Source organism: Acidovorax sp. M14, from assembly GCF_049331375.1.
GTDB lineage: Bacteria > Pseudomonadota > Gammaproteobacteria > Burkholderiales > Burkholderiaceae_C > Acidovorax.
The window spans coordinates 892,895-909,028 of sequence record NZ_CP186263.1 but is presented as its reverse complement, the minus strand read 5'-3'; the positions used below and the strand labels follow the sequence as shown (position 1 = coordinate 909,028).

The following is a 16,134-nucleotide window of genomic DNA, read 5'->3' as shown; positions in this document are numbered from 1 at the left end:
CGCCCTGCTCGCCGCCATGCTCACCGTCACGCTGGTCGCCACCTTTGCAGCCGCCGCGATGTGGCAGCAGTGGCGCGCGGTAGAGGTCGAAACGGCCGAGCGCGGCCGGGTGCAGTCCGCGTGGATCTTGATCGGCGCGCTCGACTGGTCGCGGCTGATCCTGCGCGAGGACGGGCGCTCCGGCGGGGCCGACCACCTGGCCGAGCCCTGGGCCATCCCCTTGCAGGAGGCCCGCCTGTCCACCTTCCTCGCGGCCGACAAGAACGTGACGCAGGTAGACGACGCGAGCACCGACACCACCGAAGCCTTCCTGTCGGGCCAGATCACCGACCTGCAGGGCCGCCTGAACATCACCAACCTCGCAGAAGGCGGGCAGGTGCAGGCCGTGGCACTGCGGCAGTTCACCCGGCTGTTCGAGCGTCTGGGCCTGCCCGGCCAGCAGCTGAGCACCCTCATCGACGGCCTGCGCCGCGCGCAGGCGGGTGCAGGCACCGACAGCGGCTCCGCCCCCCTGCTGCCCCCCAGCGTGAGCCAGCTAGGCTGGCTGGGCCTGACCCCGGCCACGGTGGCGGCGCTCGCCCCCCATGTGACGCTGCTGCCCGTGCGCACCCCAGTCAATCTGAACACCGCCGACATCAACGTGCTGATGGCCGCCATCGACGGGCTGGACAGCGCCACGGCCCAGAAGATCGTGCAGGCCCGCGAAGCGCGGCATTTCCGCACCCTCAGCGACGTGCGCGACCTGGTGGGTGCCAGCATCGACATCAACGAAAGCGCCCATGCCGTGGCTTCGTCGTACTTTGAAGTGCGGGGCCGCCTGCGCCTGGGCGATGCGATGGTGGACGAGCGCTCTTTGGTGCGCAAACAGGGCATCGACGTGACCACGCTGTGGCGCGAGCGCGGGGCCTTCGACCGGGAAACCACGCAAACCCTGCCCGGGGCGCAGCGTTGAGAACCTGTTCTGAGGCACAACAACCCTCAACACCGCACCACCCACACCGCCGCCGTGTCACGCCCGCCCCCTAAAATGGCCCGCAAAACCCGCCCATGAGCACCCTGATCCTTTTCCTGCCGCCGGCACGCCCGGGACCCGCCTCCGAGTACGCCTACACGCTCACGGCAGACGGCCATTCCGCCCTCCAGCACGCCACCGCACCCGCTGCCCTGCTGCCCGAGCCCACCCGCCCCGGCGGCGAGGTCGTGGCCGTGGTGCCCGCACGGGCGCTGTCGTGGCAACGCGTAACCATGCCGGCCGGTGTGCCGCTGGGCGCAGGCCAGCAGACGCCCCGGCTGCGCTCGGTGCTTGAAGGCCTGCTTGAAGACCGCGTGCTGGACGATGCCAGCCAGCTGCACTTTGCGCTGCAACCCGGCGCACAAAGCCGTGCGCAGGCTGGCGAGCCAGTGTGGGTGGCCGTGTGCGACCGCGCCTGGCTGCGAGAGCACCTGCAGGCGCTGGAGGCCGCAGGCCGCCGCGTGGCCCGCGTGGTGCCCGAATTTGCGCCGGGCCCCACGGCCAGCGGCCAGCCCGAGCTGTGTGCCCTGGGCACGCCCGAAGAGGCCTACGTGGTGCTCACCGGCCACGGCGCCGAACAGGGCGTGGCCGTGCTGCCGCTAACGCCCATGGCCCTGACCCTGGCGCGTACCGGTTTGCCGGCCGCCGAGGCTGGCGACGACCCAGCCCTCGTGGTCCGCGCAGAGCCCGCCGTGGCCGCGCTGGCCGAACGCACCCTGGGCCAGCAAGGCCAACGCATTGCCCTGCACACCACCAGCCAGCGCGCGCTCGATGCCGCCCGTGGCGACTGGGACCTGGCGCAGTTCGACCTCTCCAGCACCAGCAGCACCCGCGCGTTGCGCAAGGTGGGTAGCGCGTTGAGTGCGGCGCTGTACGCCCCGCAGTGGCGTGCCGCCCGCTGGGGCGCTGGCGTGCTGGTGGTGGCGCACCTGGTGGGGCTCAACGCCTGGGCCTGGCAAGAACGGCAGGCACTGACCGCCAAGCAGGCCAGCGTGCGCAACACCCTGACCCAGACCTTCCCCAAGGTGCAGGTGGTCGTCGATGCGCCAGTGCAGATGGAACGCGAACTCGCCCAGCTGCGGCAGGCCGCCGGTAGCGTGTCGCCGCGGGACCTGGAGCCCTTGCTGGCAGCAGCCGGTGCGGCGCTGCCCGATGGCCGCCTGCCCAGCAGCATCGAATACACGCCCGGCGAGCTGCGCCTGCGTGGCGTGACCCTGGCGCCCGATGAAGAATCTGTGGTGTCTGGCCGCCTGCAAGCCGCCGGCTACCGCGCCCGCATGGACGATGGCAGCCTGTTGCTGCGCACCGAGGTGAGCCCATGACCCAACCCTCCGCCCTCCAGGACCGCTGGAAAGCCCTGGCGCCCCGCGAGCAGAACCTGGTGCTGGCCGCCAGCACCGTGGTGGCGTTGGCCCTGCTGTGGTGGGTGGCCGTCGCCCCCGCACTCGGCACCTTGCGTGCCGCGCCCGCACGGCACGCCGCACTCGATGCCCAACTGCAGCGCATGCAGAGCCTGCAGGCCGAGGCCCAGCAGCTGCAGGCCACCCCCGCCACAAGCCCCGGCGATGCCGTGGGCGCGCTGCGCACCGCCCTCACGCAGCGCCTGGGCAACACGGCACAGCTCAACATGGCGGGCGACCGCGCCACGGTCACGCTCAAAGGCGCATCGGCCGACGCGCTGGCCCAGTGGCTGGCCCAGGCCCGCAGCAATGCCCGCGCCACGCCGCTCGAAGCACGCCTGACCCGCAGCGCTGCTCCTGCTGCTGCGGCGCCGACTGGCAATGCGCCCGTCACCCTGGGCAGCACGCCCGTGGCCATGCCCCGCTGGGATGGCACCGTGGTGCTGGCCCTGCCCGCCGCACCCGCCCGCTGACCCGCCGCTGCGTCACCGCCCTGAACGACACCCTCCCCACCGTGGCCCGCAACCTCCGTCCGACACGCCCCGCCCCCCGCTCCGCCCCCCGCACAGCGTGGGGCTGGGCATGGGCCGGTGCGCTGGTGGGCGTGCTGCCCGCCGTGGTGGCCTTTGCGCCTGCGCACTGGCTGGCCGGCGGCGTGGCCCGCGCCACCCAGGGGCAGGTGCAGTTGCTGCAGCCACGCGGCACGGTGTGGACCGGATCGGCCCAGCTGGTGTTGACCGGCGGCCAGGCCAGCAAAGACAGCGCCGCCCTGCCCGGCCGGGTGGACTGGCAGCTGCGTCCCACATGGGGCGGTCTGCGCGCCCGGCTGCAAGCGGGCTGCTGCACGGCGGAGCCCCTGCAGGCCCAGGTGCACCTGCGCTGGGCCGGCCCGCAAATCACCCTGGCCGACGGCCAGAGCCAGTGGCCCGCCGCCTTGCTGGCGGGCCTGGGCACCCCCTGGAACACGCTACAGCCGCAGGGCCAGCTGGCGCTGCAGACCCGCGCACTGGCCGTGCAATGGGCCGCTGGCCGCATGGTGCTGTCGGGCCAGGCCCAGCTGGATGCGCGGGCCATGTCCTCACGCCTGTCCACCCTGCGCCCCATGGGCAGCTACCGGCTGGTGCTGCAGGGCGGCGAGGTGCCCACGCTCGCCCTCAGCACCCTCGACGGGGCCTTGCAACTGAGCGGCAGCGGCCAGTGGGTGGGCAACCGCCTGCGCTTTGCGGGCGAGGCCAGTGCCGCCCCCGAGCGGGAGGCCGCACTGTCCAATCTTCTGAACATCATCGGACGGCGCAATGGCGCGCGCTCCATCATCACCGTGGGTTGAATCTATGACTTTCCTGTTTGCTCCACGCCTGCGCTTTACTCTCAAAACAATAGCTGCCAGCGCAATACTTACCTGCGCCAGCGGCCAAATTGGCGCCCAAACGGCGGTGGACACCCGCACCGGCAGCGTGCGCCCCAGCGAACCCGTCACGCTCAACTTCGCCAACGCCGAGATCGAGGCTGTGGCCCGCACCATGGCCACCATCACCGGCCGCAACGTGGTGGTGGACCCGCGCGTGAAAGGCCAGCTCAACCTGGTGACCGAGCGCGCCGTGACACCCGCCGCCGCGTTCCAGCAGTTCTTGGCCGCCCTGCGGCTGCAAGGCTTCACGGTGGTGGAGGCAGCCGGCCTGTACAAAGTGGTGCCCGAGGCCGACGCCAAGCTGCAGGGCGGCAGCGTGAGCGTGGTGCAGGGCAACGCGGGCAGCGCGCCCGGCGGCGGACAGATCGTCACGCAGATCTTCAAGCTCAACTTCGAGAACGCGGCCAATCTGGTGCCGGTGCTGCGCCCGCTCATCAGTCCCAACAACACCATCAACGTGAACCCCGGCAACAACTCGCTGGTGATCACCGACTATGCCGACAACCTGCAGCGCCTGGCGCGCATCGTGGCGGCCATGGATGTGTCCAACGCCAGCGATGTGGAGGTGATTCCGCTCAAGAACGCGATTGCCAGCGACCTGGCACCGCTGGTGTCGCGTCTGATCGACGGCGGCAGCGCCAACGGAGGCGCCGCCGCTGCGGCCGCGCCCGGCCAGGCCGACACGTCGTTCAAGACCACCCTGATTGCCGAGCCGCGCAGCAACTCGCTGATCCTGCGCGCCGCCAACCCGGCCCGCGTGGCCCAGGTGCGCGCCCTGGTGGCCCAGCTGGACCAGGCGCCTGCGCCCGGCAGCAGCGCCGCCAGCGGCAACATCCATGTGGTCTACCTCAAGAACGCCGACGCCACCAAGCTGGCCACCACCCTGCGCGCCGCCATGGCGGCCATGGGCGGCAACAATGGCGGCGCGGCCAGCGGCGGTGGTGGCGCCAGCGCGCCCGCACCCAGCACGGGGCTGAGCACCGGCGGCATGCTGTCCACCAACGGCAGCTCGTCCGGCAGCAGCAGCACCGGCGGCCTGGGCTCCAGCGCGAGCGCCATGGGCACCAGCAGTACCAACAACAACCAGCCCTCCACCGGCGGGCAGATCCAGGCCGACCCCACCACCAACTCGCTCATCATCACCGCGCCCGAGCCGCTGTACCGCCAGCTGCGCGACGTGATCGACAAGCTCGACGGCCGCCGCGCGCAGGTGCTGGTCGAGAGCCTGATCGTCGAGGTCTCCGCCAACAAGGTGGCCGAGTTCGGCATCCAGTGGCAAGGCGTTCTGGGCAAGAACGGTGATGGTACCGTGGGCGTGATCGGTACCAACTCCGGCCAGGCGGGCGCCAACATCCTGGGAGTCACGGCCGCGCTGGCCTCGGGCTCCACCACCTCCATCGCCTCGGCGGCCAGCTCGCTGGGCAAGGGGCTGAACCTGGCGCTGGCGCCACGCGTCAACGGCCAGTACTACCTGGGCGCGCTGGCGAACTTTCTGCAGAACAGCGGCGACGCCAATGTGCTCTCCACCCCCAACCTGATGACGCTGGACAACGAAGAGGCGCGCATCATCATCGGCAACAACGTGCCCTTCGTGACCGGCTCGTACGCCAACAGCACGGGCAGCAGCACGGTGAACCCGTTCACCACGGTGGAGCGCAAGGACGTGGGCCTGATGCTGAAGGTGCGCCCGCAGATCAGCGAGAACGGCACGGTGAAGATGGCGATCTACCAGGAGGTCTCCAAGATCGACACCGCCACGCTGAGCAACGCCAACGGCCCCACCACCAGCAAGCGCTCCATCGAGTCGAACGTGGTGGTGGACGACGGCAACATCATCGTGATCGGCGGCCTGCTGGAAGACAGCTACTCGCAAGGCCAGGACAAGGTGCCGGTGATGGGCGACATCCCGGTGCTGGGCAACCTGTTCCGCAGCGAGAACCGCACCCGCAACAAGACCAACCTGATGGTGTTCCTGCGCCCCATTGTGGTGCGCGACAACGCCACCAGCGACGCGTTGATGATGGACCGCTACGAGGCCATCCGCGCGCTGCAGCAGACCACGCAGCCCGCCCCCAGCGTGGTGATGAAGTCGGTGTCCGGCGCGCCCATCCTGCCCGCGCTGCCACAGCGCACAGAGCCCGGCGCAGCCACCGTGCCGGCGCAGCCGCTAGCCCCGCTGCCCGCAGAGACTTCGCCACGCTGAGAAGAGAAGAGCCGCCCCCCATGCGCCACCCCCTGCCCTACGCCTTTGCCCGCACCGCCCAGCTGCTGCTGGAGGACGACGGCCACCAGCTGGTGCTGTGGCACGGCCCCAGCCCCGACGCGGGCGCGCTGTCCGAAGTGCTGCGCAAGCACCCGGTGCAGCAGCTGCTGCCGCTGGATGCCCCGGCCCTGGCCCAGCGCATCAGCGCAGCCTATTCGCACAGCGAATCGAGCGCTGCCACCGTGGTGAGCGAGGTCGAGAGCGATGCCGACCTCTCTCGCATGATGCAGGAGCTACCGGCGGTGGAAGACCTGCTGGAGTCCGCTGGCGACGCGCCCATCATCCGCATGCTCAACGCCCTGCTCACACAGGCCGCACGCGACGGCGCGAGCGACATCCACATCGAGCCTTACGAGCGCCACAGCAGCGTGCGCTTTCGGGTGGACGGCACGCTGCGCGAAGTGGTGCAGCCCAACCGCGCGCTGCACGCGGCCCTGATCTCGCGCCTGAAGATCATGGCCGACCTGGACATCAGCGAAAAACGCCTGCCCCAGGACGGCCGCATCAGCCTGCGCCTGGGCACCCGAGCCATCGACGTGCGCGTTTCCACCCTGCCCAGCGCCCATGGCGAACGCGCGGTGCTGCGCCTGCTGGACAAGAGCGAAAGCAAGCTGAGCCTGGAAGCCGTGGGCATGCAGGGCGACACCCTGCACCGCTTCGAGGGCCTGATCGGCCAGCCGCACGGCATCATCCTGGTGACGGGCCCCACGGGCTCGGGCAAGACCACCACGCTGTACGCGGCGCTGGGCCGGCTCGACGCCACGCGCAACAACATCATGACGGTGGAAGACCCCATCGAATACGAGCTGCCCGGCGTGGGGCAAACCCAGGTCAACAGCAAGATCGAGCTGACCTTTGCCAAGGCCCTGCGCGCCATCCTGCGGCAGGACCCGGACATCATCATGATCGGCGAAATCCGCGACTTCGAGACCGCGCAGATCGCCATCCAGGCGTCGCTGACCGGCCACCTGGTGCTGGCCACGCTGCACACCAACGATGCTGCCAGCGCCGTCACGCGCCTGACGGACATGGGCGTGGAGCCGTTCCTGTTGTCGTCGTCTTTGCTGGGCGTGCTGGCCCAGCGCCTGGTGCGCAAGTTCTGCAGCCACTGTCACGGCGCGGGCTGCGAGCACTGCGGCCAGACCGGCTACACCGGCCGCACCGGCGTGTTCGAGCTGCTGGTGACCACGGACGCGATCCGCGCGCAAATCCACGCCCAGGCGTCAGAGGCCGACATCCGCGCCGCCGCCATGGCCGATGGCATGGCACTGATGCGCGAAGACGGCGAACGCCTGATTGCCGCCGGCATCACCAGCCGCGAAGAAGTGCTGCGGGTGACGCGGGACTGATTTGCTATACATCTGATAGCTGCTAGCGCATGAAGCACTAGCACTACCAGCCAAAAACACCTGAAATTACCGGATCTGCAACGCAGGTCGGCGCGCCACCTGGGCGACGGCGGGTGCTGCGGCAACGGGGGTGTTGAACGTGGCCGAGGGCGATGCGCCATCCTGCAGCTTGAACTGGCTGACCGCGCTGTTGAGGTGGTGGGCCTGCTCACGCAGCGACTCGGACGCTGCGGTGGATTCCTCCACCAGCGCCGCGTTCTGCTGCGTCATTTGGTCCAGCTGGGTGACCGACTGGCTGATCTGGCCGATGTTGTCGCTCTGCTCGGCCGACGAGGCTGTGATCTCCGCAATGATGTCGGACACACGCCGCACGCTGCTCACGATCTCCGTCATGGTCTGACCGGCCTGGCTCACCAGGCGCGAGCCGTCTTCCACCCGCTCCACCGACGAACCGATCAGGCCCTTGATCTCCTTGGCGGCCTCGGCGCTGCGCTGCGCGAGGTTGCGCACCTCGCTGGCCACCACGGCAAAGCCGCGGCCTTGCTCACCGGCACGGGCAGCTTCCACAGCGGCGTTGAGCGCCAGGATGTTGGTCTGGAACGCAATCGAATCGATCACGCCCGTGATGTCGGCAATCTTGCGCGAGCTGGTGGTGATCTGGTCCATGGTGGTCACCACCTGCGACACCACGGCGCCGCCGCGTGCGGCCACCTCGGCAGCGGTCGACGCGAAGTCGCTGGCCTGGCGCGAGGCCTGGGCGCTTTGCTGCACGGTGCTGGTCAGCACCTCCATTGACGACGCGGTTTCCTCCAGGTTGGCCGCCGTCTGCTCGGTGCGGTGGCTCAGATCGTGGTTGCCGCTGGCGATCTCGGAGCTGGCGGTGGAGATGTTGCCCGCCGCGTCCTGCACCTGGCGCACCAGGTCACGCAGCGAGTCCTGCATGCGGCCCATGGCGCCCACCAGCTGGCCCACTTCGTCCTGGTTCATGGCCGCCACATCGCGCGACAGGTCGCCGCTGGCAATGCGTTCGGCCAGCTCTTGTGCCTGCCCGAGGGATTTGGTGATGGAGCGCACGCTGAAGAACGTGAGAGGAATCAGCACGGCCAGTGCCAGCACCAGGCCCAGGCCGATCAGCGCGGCCATGGTGGAGGTGCGTGATTCGACGCCCGCACGGGCCTCGTCCATCTGCGCACGGGCCGAGTCCGCGAGGCTGGAGAACAGCTTGTCGGTGGCCTCCATGTGGACCTTCAGGCGATCGGCGTAGGCGCCGCCACCCGCACCGTCCAGCTGCGCGCCTTCGATCTTCTCGAAGATGGGCGAAATGCCGGTTTCGTACTGCTTGATCTCGTCCAGCGATTTGTCGATGGAGGCCACAAAATCGGCATCGCCCGACTGCACCTGGCGCACATCGGCCAGGCGCTTGCGCAGGGAGGTCAGGGTCTTGGCCCAGGACTCGCGCAGGGCAGAGACCTCGACCGAGTTGTTGAAGTTGATGATGATGTCTTTTTCGGTCCGGCGCAGGTCACCCAGGGTGGTGCGCAGCTCGGACATGTCGGTCAGCGTCTGCACGCGCTCTGAAAACAGCACTTGCAGGGTGCCGCGCGTGCGGTCCAGGGCTACGTAGCCCATGGCACCGATGACGACCAGAAGGATCAGGGAGAAGACGGTTCCGAAGTAGAGACGCGTGCGGATGGAGAAGCGGCCGAGAGCGTTCATGGCTCTTCCTTACATTTTTTAACAGATAGTCCAGCATAGCAAATTTGGTGCCACTCACACCCCCTACCTTCTGGGCCGGGGGTGGGCGGGACTATATGCCGGGCCAGGTCGTCCGCCGCACAGGGTAAGCACGGCCCCGGGGCCCTGTTTCAGGGAATCCTCGGGGCCAGTAGCTGCGCTTATTGCGCCGCTGCCATCACACGGGCTTGAGGGGGATGTACAGCTCGCCGCCGCCCTGCTGGAACTCCACCGCCTTGGCCTGCATGCCCTGCGCCAGGGCCTCGGCCTCGGCCACGCCCTTTTGCGCAGCAAAGTCGCGCACTTCCTGGGTGATCTTCATCGAGCAGAACTTAGGGCCACACATCGAGCAGAAATGCGCCACCTTGGCAGAGTCCTTGGGCAGGGTCTCGTCGTGGTATTCCTTGGCCGTTTCGGGGTCCAGGCCCAGGTTGAACTGGTCCTGCCAACGGAAGTCGAAGCGCGCCTGGCTGAGCGCATCGTCGCGCGAGCGGGCCCCGGGGTGGCCCTTGGCCACATCGGCCGCGTGGGCCGCGATCTTGTAGGCAATGATCCCTTGCTTCACATCGTCACGGTCGGGCAGGCCCAGGTGTTCCTTGGGCGTCACGTAGCACAGCATGGCCGTGCCCATCCAGCCGATCATGGCGGCGCCGATGGCGCTGGCGATGTGGTCATAGCCCGGCGCGATGTCGATGGTCAGCGGGCCCAGGGTGTAGAACGGCGCCTCGTGGCAGGTCTTGAGCTGCTCCGTCATGTTGGCCTGGATCATGTGCATGGGCACGTGGCCGGGGCCTTCGATCATGGTCTGCACGTCGTGCTTCCAGGCCACCTGGGTCAGCTCGCCCAGCGTGTGCAGCTCGGCAAATTGCGCCTCGTCGTTGGCGTCCGAGGCGCAGCCGGGGCGCAGGCCGTCGCCCAGGCTGAACGACACGTCGTATGCCTTCATGATGTCGCAGATGTCTTCGAAGTGCTCGTACAGAAAGCTCTCGCGGTGGTGCGCCATGCACCACTTGGCCATGATGGAGCCGCCGCGCGAGACGATACCCGTGCGCCGCTGCGCCGTGAGGTGGATGTAGGCCAGGCGCACGCCCGCGTGGATGGTGAAGTAGTCCACGCCCTGCTCGGCCTGCTCGATCAGCGTATCGCGGAAGATCGCCCACGTCAGGTCCTCGGCGATGCCGCCCACCTTCTCCAGCGCCTGGTAGATGGGCACCGTGCCGATCGGCACGGGCGAGTTGCGCACGATCCAGTCGCGTGTGGTGTGGATGTTCTTGCCGGTGCTCAGGTCCATCACGTTGTCAGCACCCCAGCGGATCGCCCACACGAGCTTTTCCACTTCTTCCTCGATGCTCGATGTGACAGCCGAATTGCCGATGTTGGCGTTGATCTTGACCAGGAAGTTGCGGCCAATCGCCATCGGCTCCACCTCGGGGTGGTTGATGTTAGCGGGGATGATGGCGCGGCCCCGGGCCACTTCATCGCGCACGAATTCGGGCGTGATGATGCGCGGGATGCTGGCACCCATCGGGTTGCCCATCAGGCGCTTCTCACGGGCTTCATCGGCCATGTACTGCGCCATCCACTCGCGCTTGCCGTTTTCGCGGATGGCCACGTATTCCATCTCGGGCGTGATGATGCCCTTCTTGGCGTAGTGCATCTGCGTGACGTTGGCGCCTGCCTTGGCACGCAGGGGCTTGCGCTGCAGGGCGGCGGCCTCGGCGCGCAGCTGGGCCAGGCGGGTGGCGTCTTCGCTCTTTTGTCCGTCGTCCAGCGCCACGGGCGCACGGCCTTCGTAGTGCTCCACATCGCCACGGCCGGTGATCCAGCCACCACGCACGCTGGCCAGGCCCTGGCGCACGTCGATTACAGCGCTCGGGTCGGTGTAGGGGCCTGACGTGTCGTACACGCTGACCAGTTCGCCATTGGTGAGCGCGATGTCACGCACGGGCACGCGCAGGTCGGTGTGCAACTGGCCGGGGATATAGGCCTTGCGCGATGCGGGGAAGGGTTCGCGGGTGCGGGCGAGCAGCTCGGCAAACTTTTCGGAGGCAGCGAGCTGGGCGTGGGGGTCGGGGGCGTTCATGGGCAGGTCTCCTGGTTCCGGTGGCGGTGGGGTCTGCTCCGGAATGGACCTGTGCGCCCCCCAGGTGCTGCGGCGCCTGGGGCATGGCGTGCCCACAGGGACTGCGGGCACGGGGACAAGGAGGTCGGCTCTTCTTCCGCCGGTATGAACCGGATCAAGTTCGTCGGGTTCGCAAGCTCGCCTGAATTCCTTCAGGCCCTTGCATCTCAGCGCATCAGCACACCCCGGAGCAGGCGCGAGTATAGGGCAGAGGAAATAACGGGCCCGCAGAGCCCGCGCATCAGCCGATACATCAGGCCAGGCGGCCGATGAGGATCACTGCAAAAAAGAACACAGCGGCAATCACCGTCCACTTGAGAATGACGAGCCCCAGGCGCTTGTAGCGCGGCTGCCCGGTGCCGGCATAAAACGCAAATGACACGGCGGCCGCCAAAAGCAGCAGCATGGCCAGCCAGCGAAAGATCAACATGGCCAACGGGCCCTACCAGGCACGCGCAGGCTGCGCAAAGCCGGTGGGTGCCTGGCGCTCATCCTCGAAGGTGACCACTTCCCAGGCATCGCGCTGGGCCAGCAGCTCGCGCAGCAGCAAATTGTTCATGGCATGGCCCGAGCGGAAGGCGCTGTAGGCGGCCAGCAGCGGCTTGCCAATCAGGTACAGGTCGCCCATGGCATCCAGGATCTTGTGCTTCACGAACTCGTCGTCGTAGCGCAGGCCGTCGCTGTTGAGCACCTTGTAGTCGTCCATGACGATGGCGTTGTCCAGCCCGCCTCCCAGCGCCAGGCCGTTGGAGCGCATCATCTCCACATCGCGGGTGAAGCCAAAGGTGCGCGCGCGAGCGATGTCGCGGCTGTAGTTGCCTTGCCCCAGGTCAAACTCCACACGCTGGCCGGTGGAGTCTACGGCGGGGTGGTCGAAGTCGATTTCAAAACTGAGCTTGTAGCCGTGGTACGGCGTGAGGCGCGCCCACTTGGCGTTGGCGCCTTCACCCTCGCGCACCTCCACGGGGCGGGTGACGCGGATGAAGCGCTTGGGCGCGTTTTGCAGCTCCACCCCGGCGCTTTGAAGCAAGAACACGAACGAGGCCGAAGACCCGTCGAGGATGGGGACCTCTTCAGCCGTAATGTCCACGTAGAGGTTGTCAATGCCCAGCCCCGCACAGGCCGACATCAGATGCTCCACGGTGTGCACCTTGGCATTGCCCACCGCGATGGTGGACGCCAGCCGCGTGTCCGTCACCGCCTCGGCACGGATGGGAATGTCTACCGGCTGCGGCAGGTCCACCCGCCGGAACACGATGCCCGTGTCCGGCTGCGCGGGCCGCAGGGTCAACTCGACCCGCTGGCCGCTGTGCAGACCCACGCCTACGGCGCGGGTCAGGGTCTTGAGGGTGCGTTGCTGAAGCATCCGCGCATTTTAGTTTCTGCGCCGCCGCCCCGCATGCGCCGAGGTCTTGTCAGCCCTTCAGAGACGCGTACGTAGAGCTACCGCCGCGTTTTCACCTACTGTGCAGGCCCCATGCTTGGTCGCACAATTTGCACTCTGAGGGCCTTGAAAATACACGACATGAACTCACTACACCCGCCCCGCAGGAGACTCCCATGAGCAAACTCAGTTTCAAGATGAAGGTCATGCTCATGATCGGCACAGCGCTTACGGCGCTGCTGATCATGGCCATCCTGTCCCTCCTCCAGGAGCGACGGCTGATCACCGAGTCCCGCAAGGACATGCTGACCACCGCCGTACAGTCCGCCCACAGCATCGTGGTCGGCTACCAGGCCAAGGCCGCCAGCGGCGCCATGTCGGTGGAAGACGCGCAGAAAGCCGCCAAGGACGCCCTGCGCATTGCCCGTTACGGCGGCCCCGAGGGCAAGACCGAATATTTTTACATCTGGACCACGGAGGGCGTGGGCGTGATGCACCCCTTCAAGACCGAATGGGACGGGCAGGACATGCTCGGCAAGGTCAAGGACGGTTCGGGCGTGGACATCATCGGCCTGCTGGTCAACGGCATGCGCAACAGCAAGGATGGCAAGGCCTTTGTGCCCACCATGTTTGCGCGTCCCGGCCAGCAGACGCCCGTGCCCAAGCTGCAGTACATCGTCAAGGTGGATGGCTGGAACTGGATGGTCGGCTCCGGGCTGTACACAGACGACGTAGATGTGATGCTGCGCCAGGCCCTGTGGTCGAGCCTGGCGCTGGTGCTGGCGGTGTTTGTGGCGGTGGGGGTGATCGGCCTGCTGGTTTCGCGCTCGGTGTTGCGCCAGATTGGCGGCGAGCCCACCCATGCCATTGCCATCATGTCCGAGGTGGCCGAAGGCAACCTGGACGCGCAGATTCCGGCCGCCCCTCCGGGCTCCATGCTGGACGGCCTCGCCCACATGGTGACCTCGCTGCGCAAGCTGGTGACCGAAGTGCGCTCGGCCACCGACAGCATTGCCACCGCATCCAGCGAAATTGCGCAAGGCAACAATGACCTGGCCCACCGCACCGAAGACACGGCCAGCAACCTGCAGACCACGGCCAGCAGCATGGAGGAGCTGACCAGCACGGTGAAGCAGACCTCCGACTCCGCCCAGACCGCCAACCAGATGGCCACGTCCGCCGCCGAAGTGGCGGCACGCGGGGGCGAGGTGGTGTCGCAGGTGGTTTCCACCATGCAGGACATCAATGCCAGCAGCAAGAAGATCAGCGACATCATCGGTGTCATCGACGGCATCGCGTTCCAGACCAATATCCTGGCGCTCAATGCCGCCGTGGAGGCCGCCCGTGCCGGCGAGCAGGGCCGGGGCTTTGCCGTGGTGGCCGGCGAGGTGCGCAGCCTGGCGCAGCGCAGCGCCGAAGCCGCCAAGGAGATCAAGTCGCTAATCGGCGCATCGGTCGAAAAGGTGGAGTCCGGCACGGCCCTGGTGGGCAATGCGGGTGCCACCATGACGGAGATCGTGGCCAGCGTGCAGCGCGTGACCGACATCATTGGCGAGATCCGTGCCGCCACGTCGGAGCAGAGCCAGGGCATTGCGCAGGTCAACACCGCCATGAACCAGCTGGACCAGATGACCCAGCAAAACTCGGCGCTGGTGGAAGAATCCACCGCCGCCGCCGACAGTCTGCGCGAGCAAGCCATGAAGCTCACCCAGGTGGTGGCGCTCTTCCGTGTGAACGGCAGCACCTCCGCGCCCGCCCCGGCCAGCCTGCCCGCAGCCGCGCCACGCCCCGCCGTGGCTCCTGCAGTGCGCGCCGCAACACCCCGCCCAGCCCTGGCCAAGGCGCCGGCAGCCCCTCGCCCTGCGGCGCCTTCACCCGCCCCAGCGGCGGCATTGCCCCCCAAGGCCAGCAGCCCCAAGCCTGCGGCAGACAACAACGATGACTGGGAGTCTTTCTGATCGCTGAGAGGCCTGGGGCCACCCAGGCCTGAACGCGCGCTGAAGCACGCTACATCAGTAAAAAAGCCCTGCCAGCTTGCGCTGGCAGGGCTTTTTGTTTTACGCCCCCCATCAAGGGGCGGCGGAGTGCGATCAGCGGGGCTCTCAGTCTGCCTGCTTGCGCAGGAAGGCGGGGATCTCCAGGTCATCCATGCCGCCGGACGACAGGGCATCCACGCGGGCTGCAGCCTGCGTACGGTTGGTGCGCCACACGCTGGGCACCGACATGCTGCCGTAGTCCGCCTGGGCACTGCCCGCATGGCCGCCAGGAACGCCCACAGCGGCACCCAGCGTGCCCACACCGGCGACGGGCATCTGGTAGGCCATATTGTCCGTGCCCGTGCGCAGACCACCTTGCACCACCGAGATGGGCTGGCGGCGTGCATTGGCACGCGACAGGCCCGTGGCCACCACCGTCACGCGGATCTCATCGCCCAGGCTTTCGTCGTAGGCGGCGCCGAAAATCACATGCGCATCGGTGGATGCGTAGGCGTTGATGGTGTTCATGGCCTGGCGCGACTCAGACAGCTTGAGGCTGCCCTTGCTGGCCGTGACCAGCACCAGCACGCCCTTGGCGCCCGACAGGTCGATGCCTTCGAGCAGCGGGCAGGCAATCGCCTGCTCGGCAGCGATGCGTGCACGGTCTGGGCCGCTCGCCGTGGCCGTGCCCATCATGGCCTTGCCGGGCTCGCCCATCACGGTGCGCACGTCTTCAAAGTCCACGTTCACCTGGCCGTATTCGTTGATGATTTCAGCGATACCGCCCACGGCGTTCTTGAGCACGTCATTGGCGTGCGCAAAGGCTTCGTCCTGGGTGATGTCGTCGCCCAGCACGTCCAGCAGCTTTTCGTTGAGCACCACGATCAGCGAGTCCACGTTGGCTTCCAGTTCGGCCAGGCCATCGTCCGCATTCTTCATGCGGCGACCACCTTCCCAGTCGAAAGGCTTGGTGACCACGCCCACGGTGAGGATGCCCATCTCCTTGGCCACGCGCGCGATCACGGGCGCCGCGCCCGTGCCCGTGCCGCCGCCCATGCCCGCGGTGATGAACAGCATGTGGGCGCCAGAGATGGCTTCACGGATATCGGCCACCGCCGCCTCGGCCGCATCGCGGGCCTTCTCCGGCTTGCCCCCTGCGCCCAGCCCGCTGTTGCCCAGCTGGATGACGCGGTGGGCCGAGCTGCGTGTAAGCGCCTGCGCGTCGGTGTTGGCGCTGACAAACTCCACGCCCTGGACGCTGCGGGCAATCATGTGCTCGACGGCATTGCTGCCGCCGCCGCCCACACCGATCACCTTGATCTGGGTGCCCTGGTTGAATTCTTCGGCTTCGATCATTTCGATGGTCATCTTGGAGCTCCTGGTTCTAAATTCGTATGCAATTGCCAATTGAGAGATGGGATCATTTTTCTTGTAGTGCGTGGCGGTCCTGTACATCGCCATCGCTCTCGTGCAGTGCCGTGCGGAC

The 16,134-nt window shown here is 67.7% G+C and carries 12 protein-coding genes and 1 riboswitch; of the genes, 7 read left to right on the top strand and 5 right to left on the bottom strand.

Annotated features, from left to right (window positions below; translation table 11 throughout):
* Positions 1–16 precede the first annotated feature (16 nt).
* From gspK to ACOYR4_RS04200, 6 genes are all read left to right on the top strand, one after another.
* On the top strand, positions 17–952 hold the full coding sequence (gene gspK / locus ACOYR4_RS04225) for a type II secretion system minor pseudopilin GspK (protein WP_060984495.1): 936 nt from the start codon (positions 17–19) through the stop codon (positions 950–952).
* A gap of 95 nt (positions 953–1,047) precedes the next feature.
* Positions 1,048–2,334 carry a type II secretion system protein GspL gene (gene gspL / locus ACOYR4_RS04220; RefSeq protein WP_422848748.1) on the top strand — a complete coding sequence of 429 codons (1,287 nt, stop codon included), beginning with the start codon at positions 1,048–1,050 and terminating at the stop codon, positions 2,332–2,334.
* A complete protein-coding gene (gene gspM / locus ACOYR4_RS04215) occupies positions 2,331–2,885 on the top strand; it encodes a type II secretion system protein GspM (protein WP_422848747.1) in 555 nt (184 codons plus the stop codon). The genes gspL and gspM overlap by 4 nt, the downstream gene beginning before the upstream one ends.
* A gap of 41 nt (positions 2,886–2,926) precedes the next feature.
* The gene (gene gspN, locus ACOYR4_RS04210) at positions 2,927–3,739 is read left to right on the top strand and encodes a type II secretion system protein N (RefSeq protein WP_422848746.1); all 813 of its coding nucleotides are present in this window, start codon (positions 2,927–2,929) and stop codon (positions 3,737–3,739) included.
* A 4-nt stretch (positions 3,740–3,743) separates the two neighbouring features.
* A complete protein-coding gene (gspD, locus tag ACOYR4_RS04205; RefSeq protein ID WP_422848745.1) occupies positions 3,744–6,023 on the top strand; it encodes a type II secretion system secretin GspD in 2,280 nt (759 codons plus the stop codon).
* Between the two features lie 20 nt (positions 6,024–6,043).
* A complete protein-coding gene (locus tag ACOYR4_RS04200; RefSeq protein WP_110961377.1) occupies positions 6,044–7,432 on the top strand; it encodes a GspE/PulE family protein in 1,389 nt (462 codons plus the stop codon).
* A gap of 66 nt (positions 7,433–7,498) precedes the next feature.
* On the opposite strand, the gene ACOYR4_RS04195 is transcribed toward ACOYR4_RS04200, so the two are convergent.
* The 4 genes from ACOYR4_RS04195 to lpxC form a co-directional block, all read right to left on the bottom strand.
* On the bottom strand, positions 7,499–9,148 hold the full coding sequence (locus tag ACOYR4_RS04195; RefSeq protein WP_422848744.1) for a methyl-accepting chemotaxis protein: 1,650 nt from the start codon (positions 9,146–9,148) through the stop codon (positions 7,499–7,501).
* Between the two features lie 196 nt (positions 9,149–9,344).
* Positions 9,345–11,249 (bottom strand): phosphomethylpyrimidine synthase ThiC, encoded by a 1,905-nt coding sequence (gene thiC / locus ACOYR4_RS04190; RefSeq protein ID WP_422848743.1) that lies wholly within the window; start codon positions 11,247–11,249, stop codon positions 9,345–9,347.
* Between the two features lie 114 nt (positions 11,250–11,363).
* A riboswitch (TPP riboswitch) is annotated at positions 11,364–11,486 on the bottom strand.
* A 55-nt stretch (positions 11,487–11,541) separates the two neighbouring features.
* A complete protein-coding gene (locus tag ACOYR4_RS04185; RefSeq protein WP_015012563.1) occupies positions 11,542–11,718 on the bottom strand; it encodes a hypothetical protein in 177 nt (58 codons plus the stop codon).
* Between the two features lie 12 nt (positions 11,719–11,730).
* Complete coding sequence (lpxC, locus tag ACOYR4_RS04180) at positions 11,731–12,654, bottom strand: UDP-3-O-acyl-N-acetylglucosamine deacetylase (protein ID WP_015012562.1); 924 nt, start codon at positions 12,652–12,654, stop codon at positions 11,731–11,733.
* Positions 12,655–12,848: 194 nt separating this feature from the next.
* On the opposite strand from lpxC, the gene ACOYR4_RS04175 reads away from it, so the two are divergent.
* On the top strand, positions 12,849–14,630 hold the full coding sequence (locus ACOYR4_RS04175; protein WP_422848742.1) for a methyl-accepting chemotaxis protein: 1,782 nt from the start codon (positions 12,849–12,851) through the stop codon (positions 14,628–14,630).
* Positions 14,631–14,774: 144 nt separating this feature from the next.
* On the opposite strand, the gene ftsZ is transcribed toward ACOYR4_RS04175, so the two are convergent.
* The gene (gene ftsZ / locus ACOYR4_RS04170) at positions 14,775–16,016 is read right to left on the bottom strand and encodes a cell division protein FtsZ (protein ID WP_209816169.1); all 1,242 of its coding nucleotides are present in this window, start codon (positions 16,014–16,016) and stop codon (positions 14,775–14,777) included.
* Positions 16,017–16,134 lie beyond the last annotated feature (118 nt).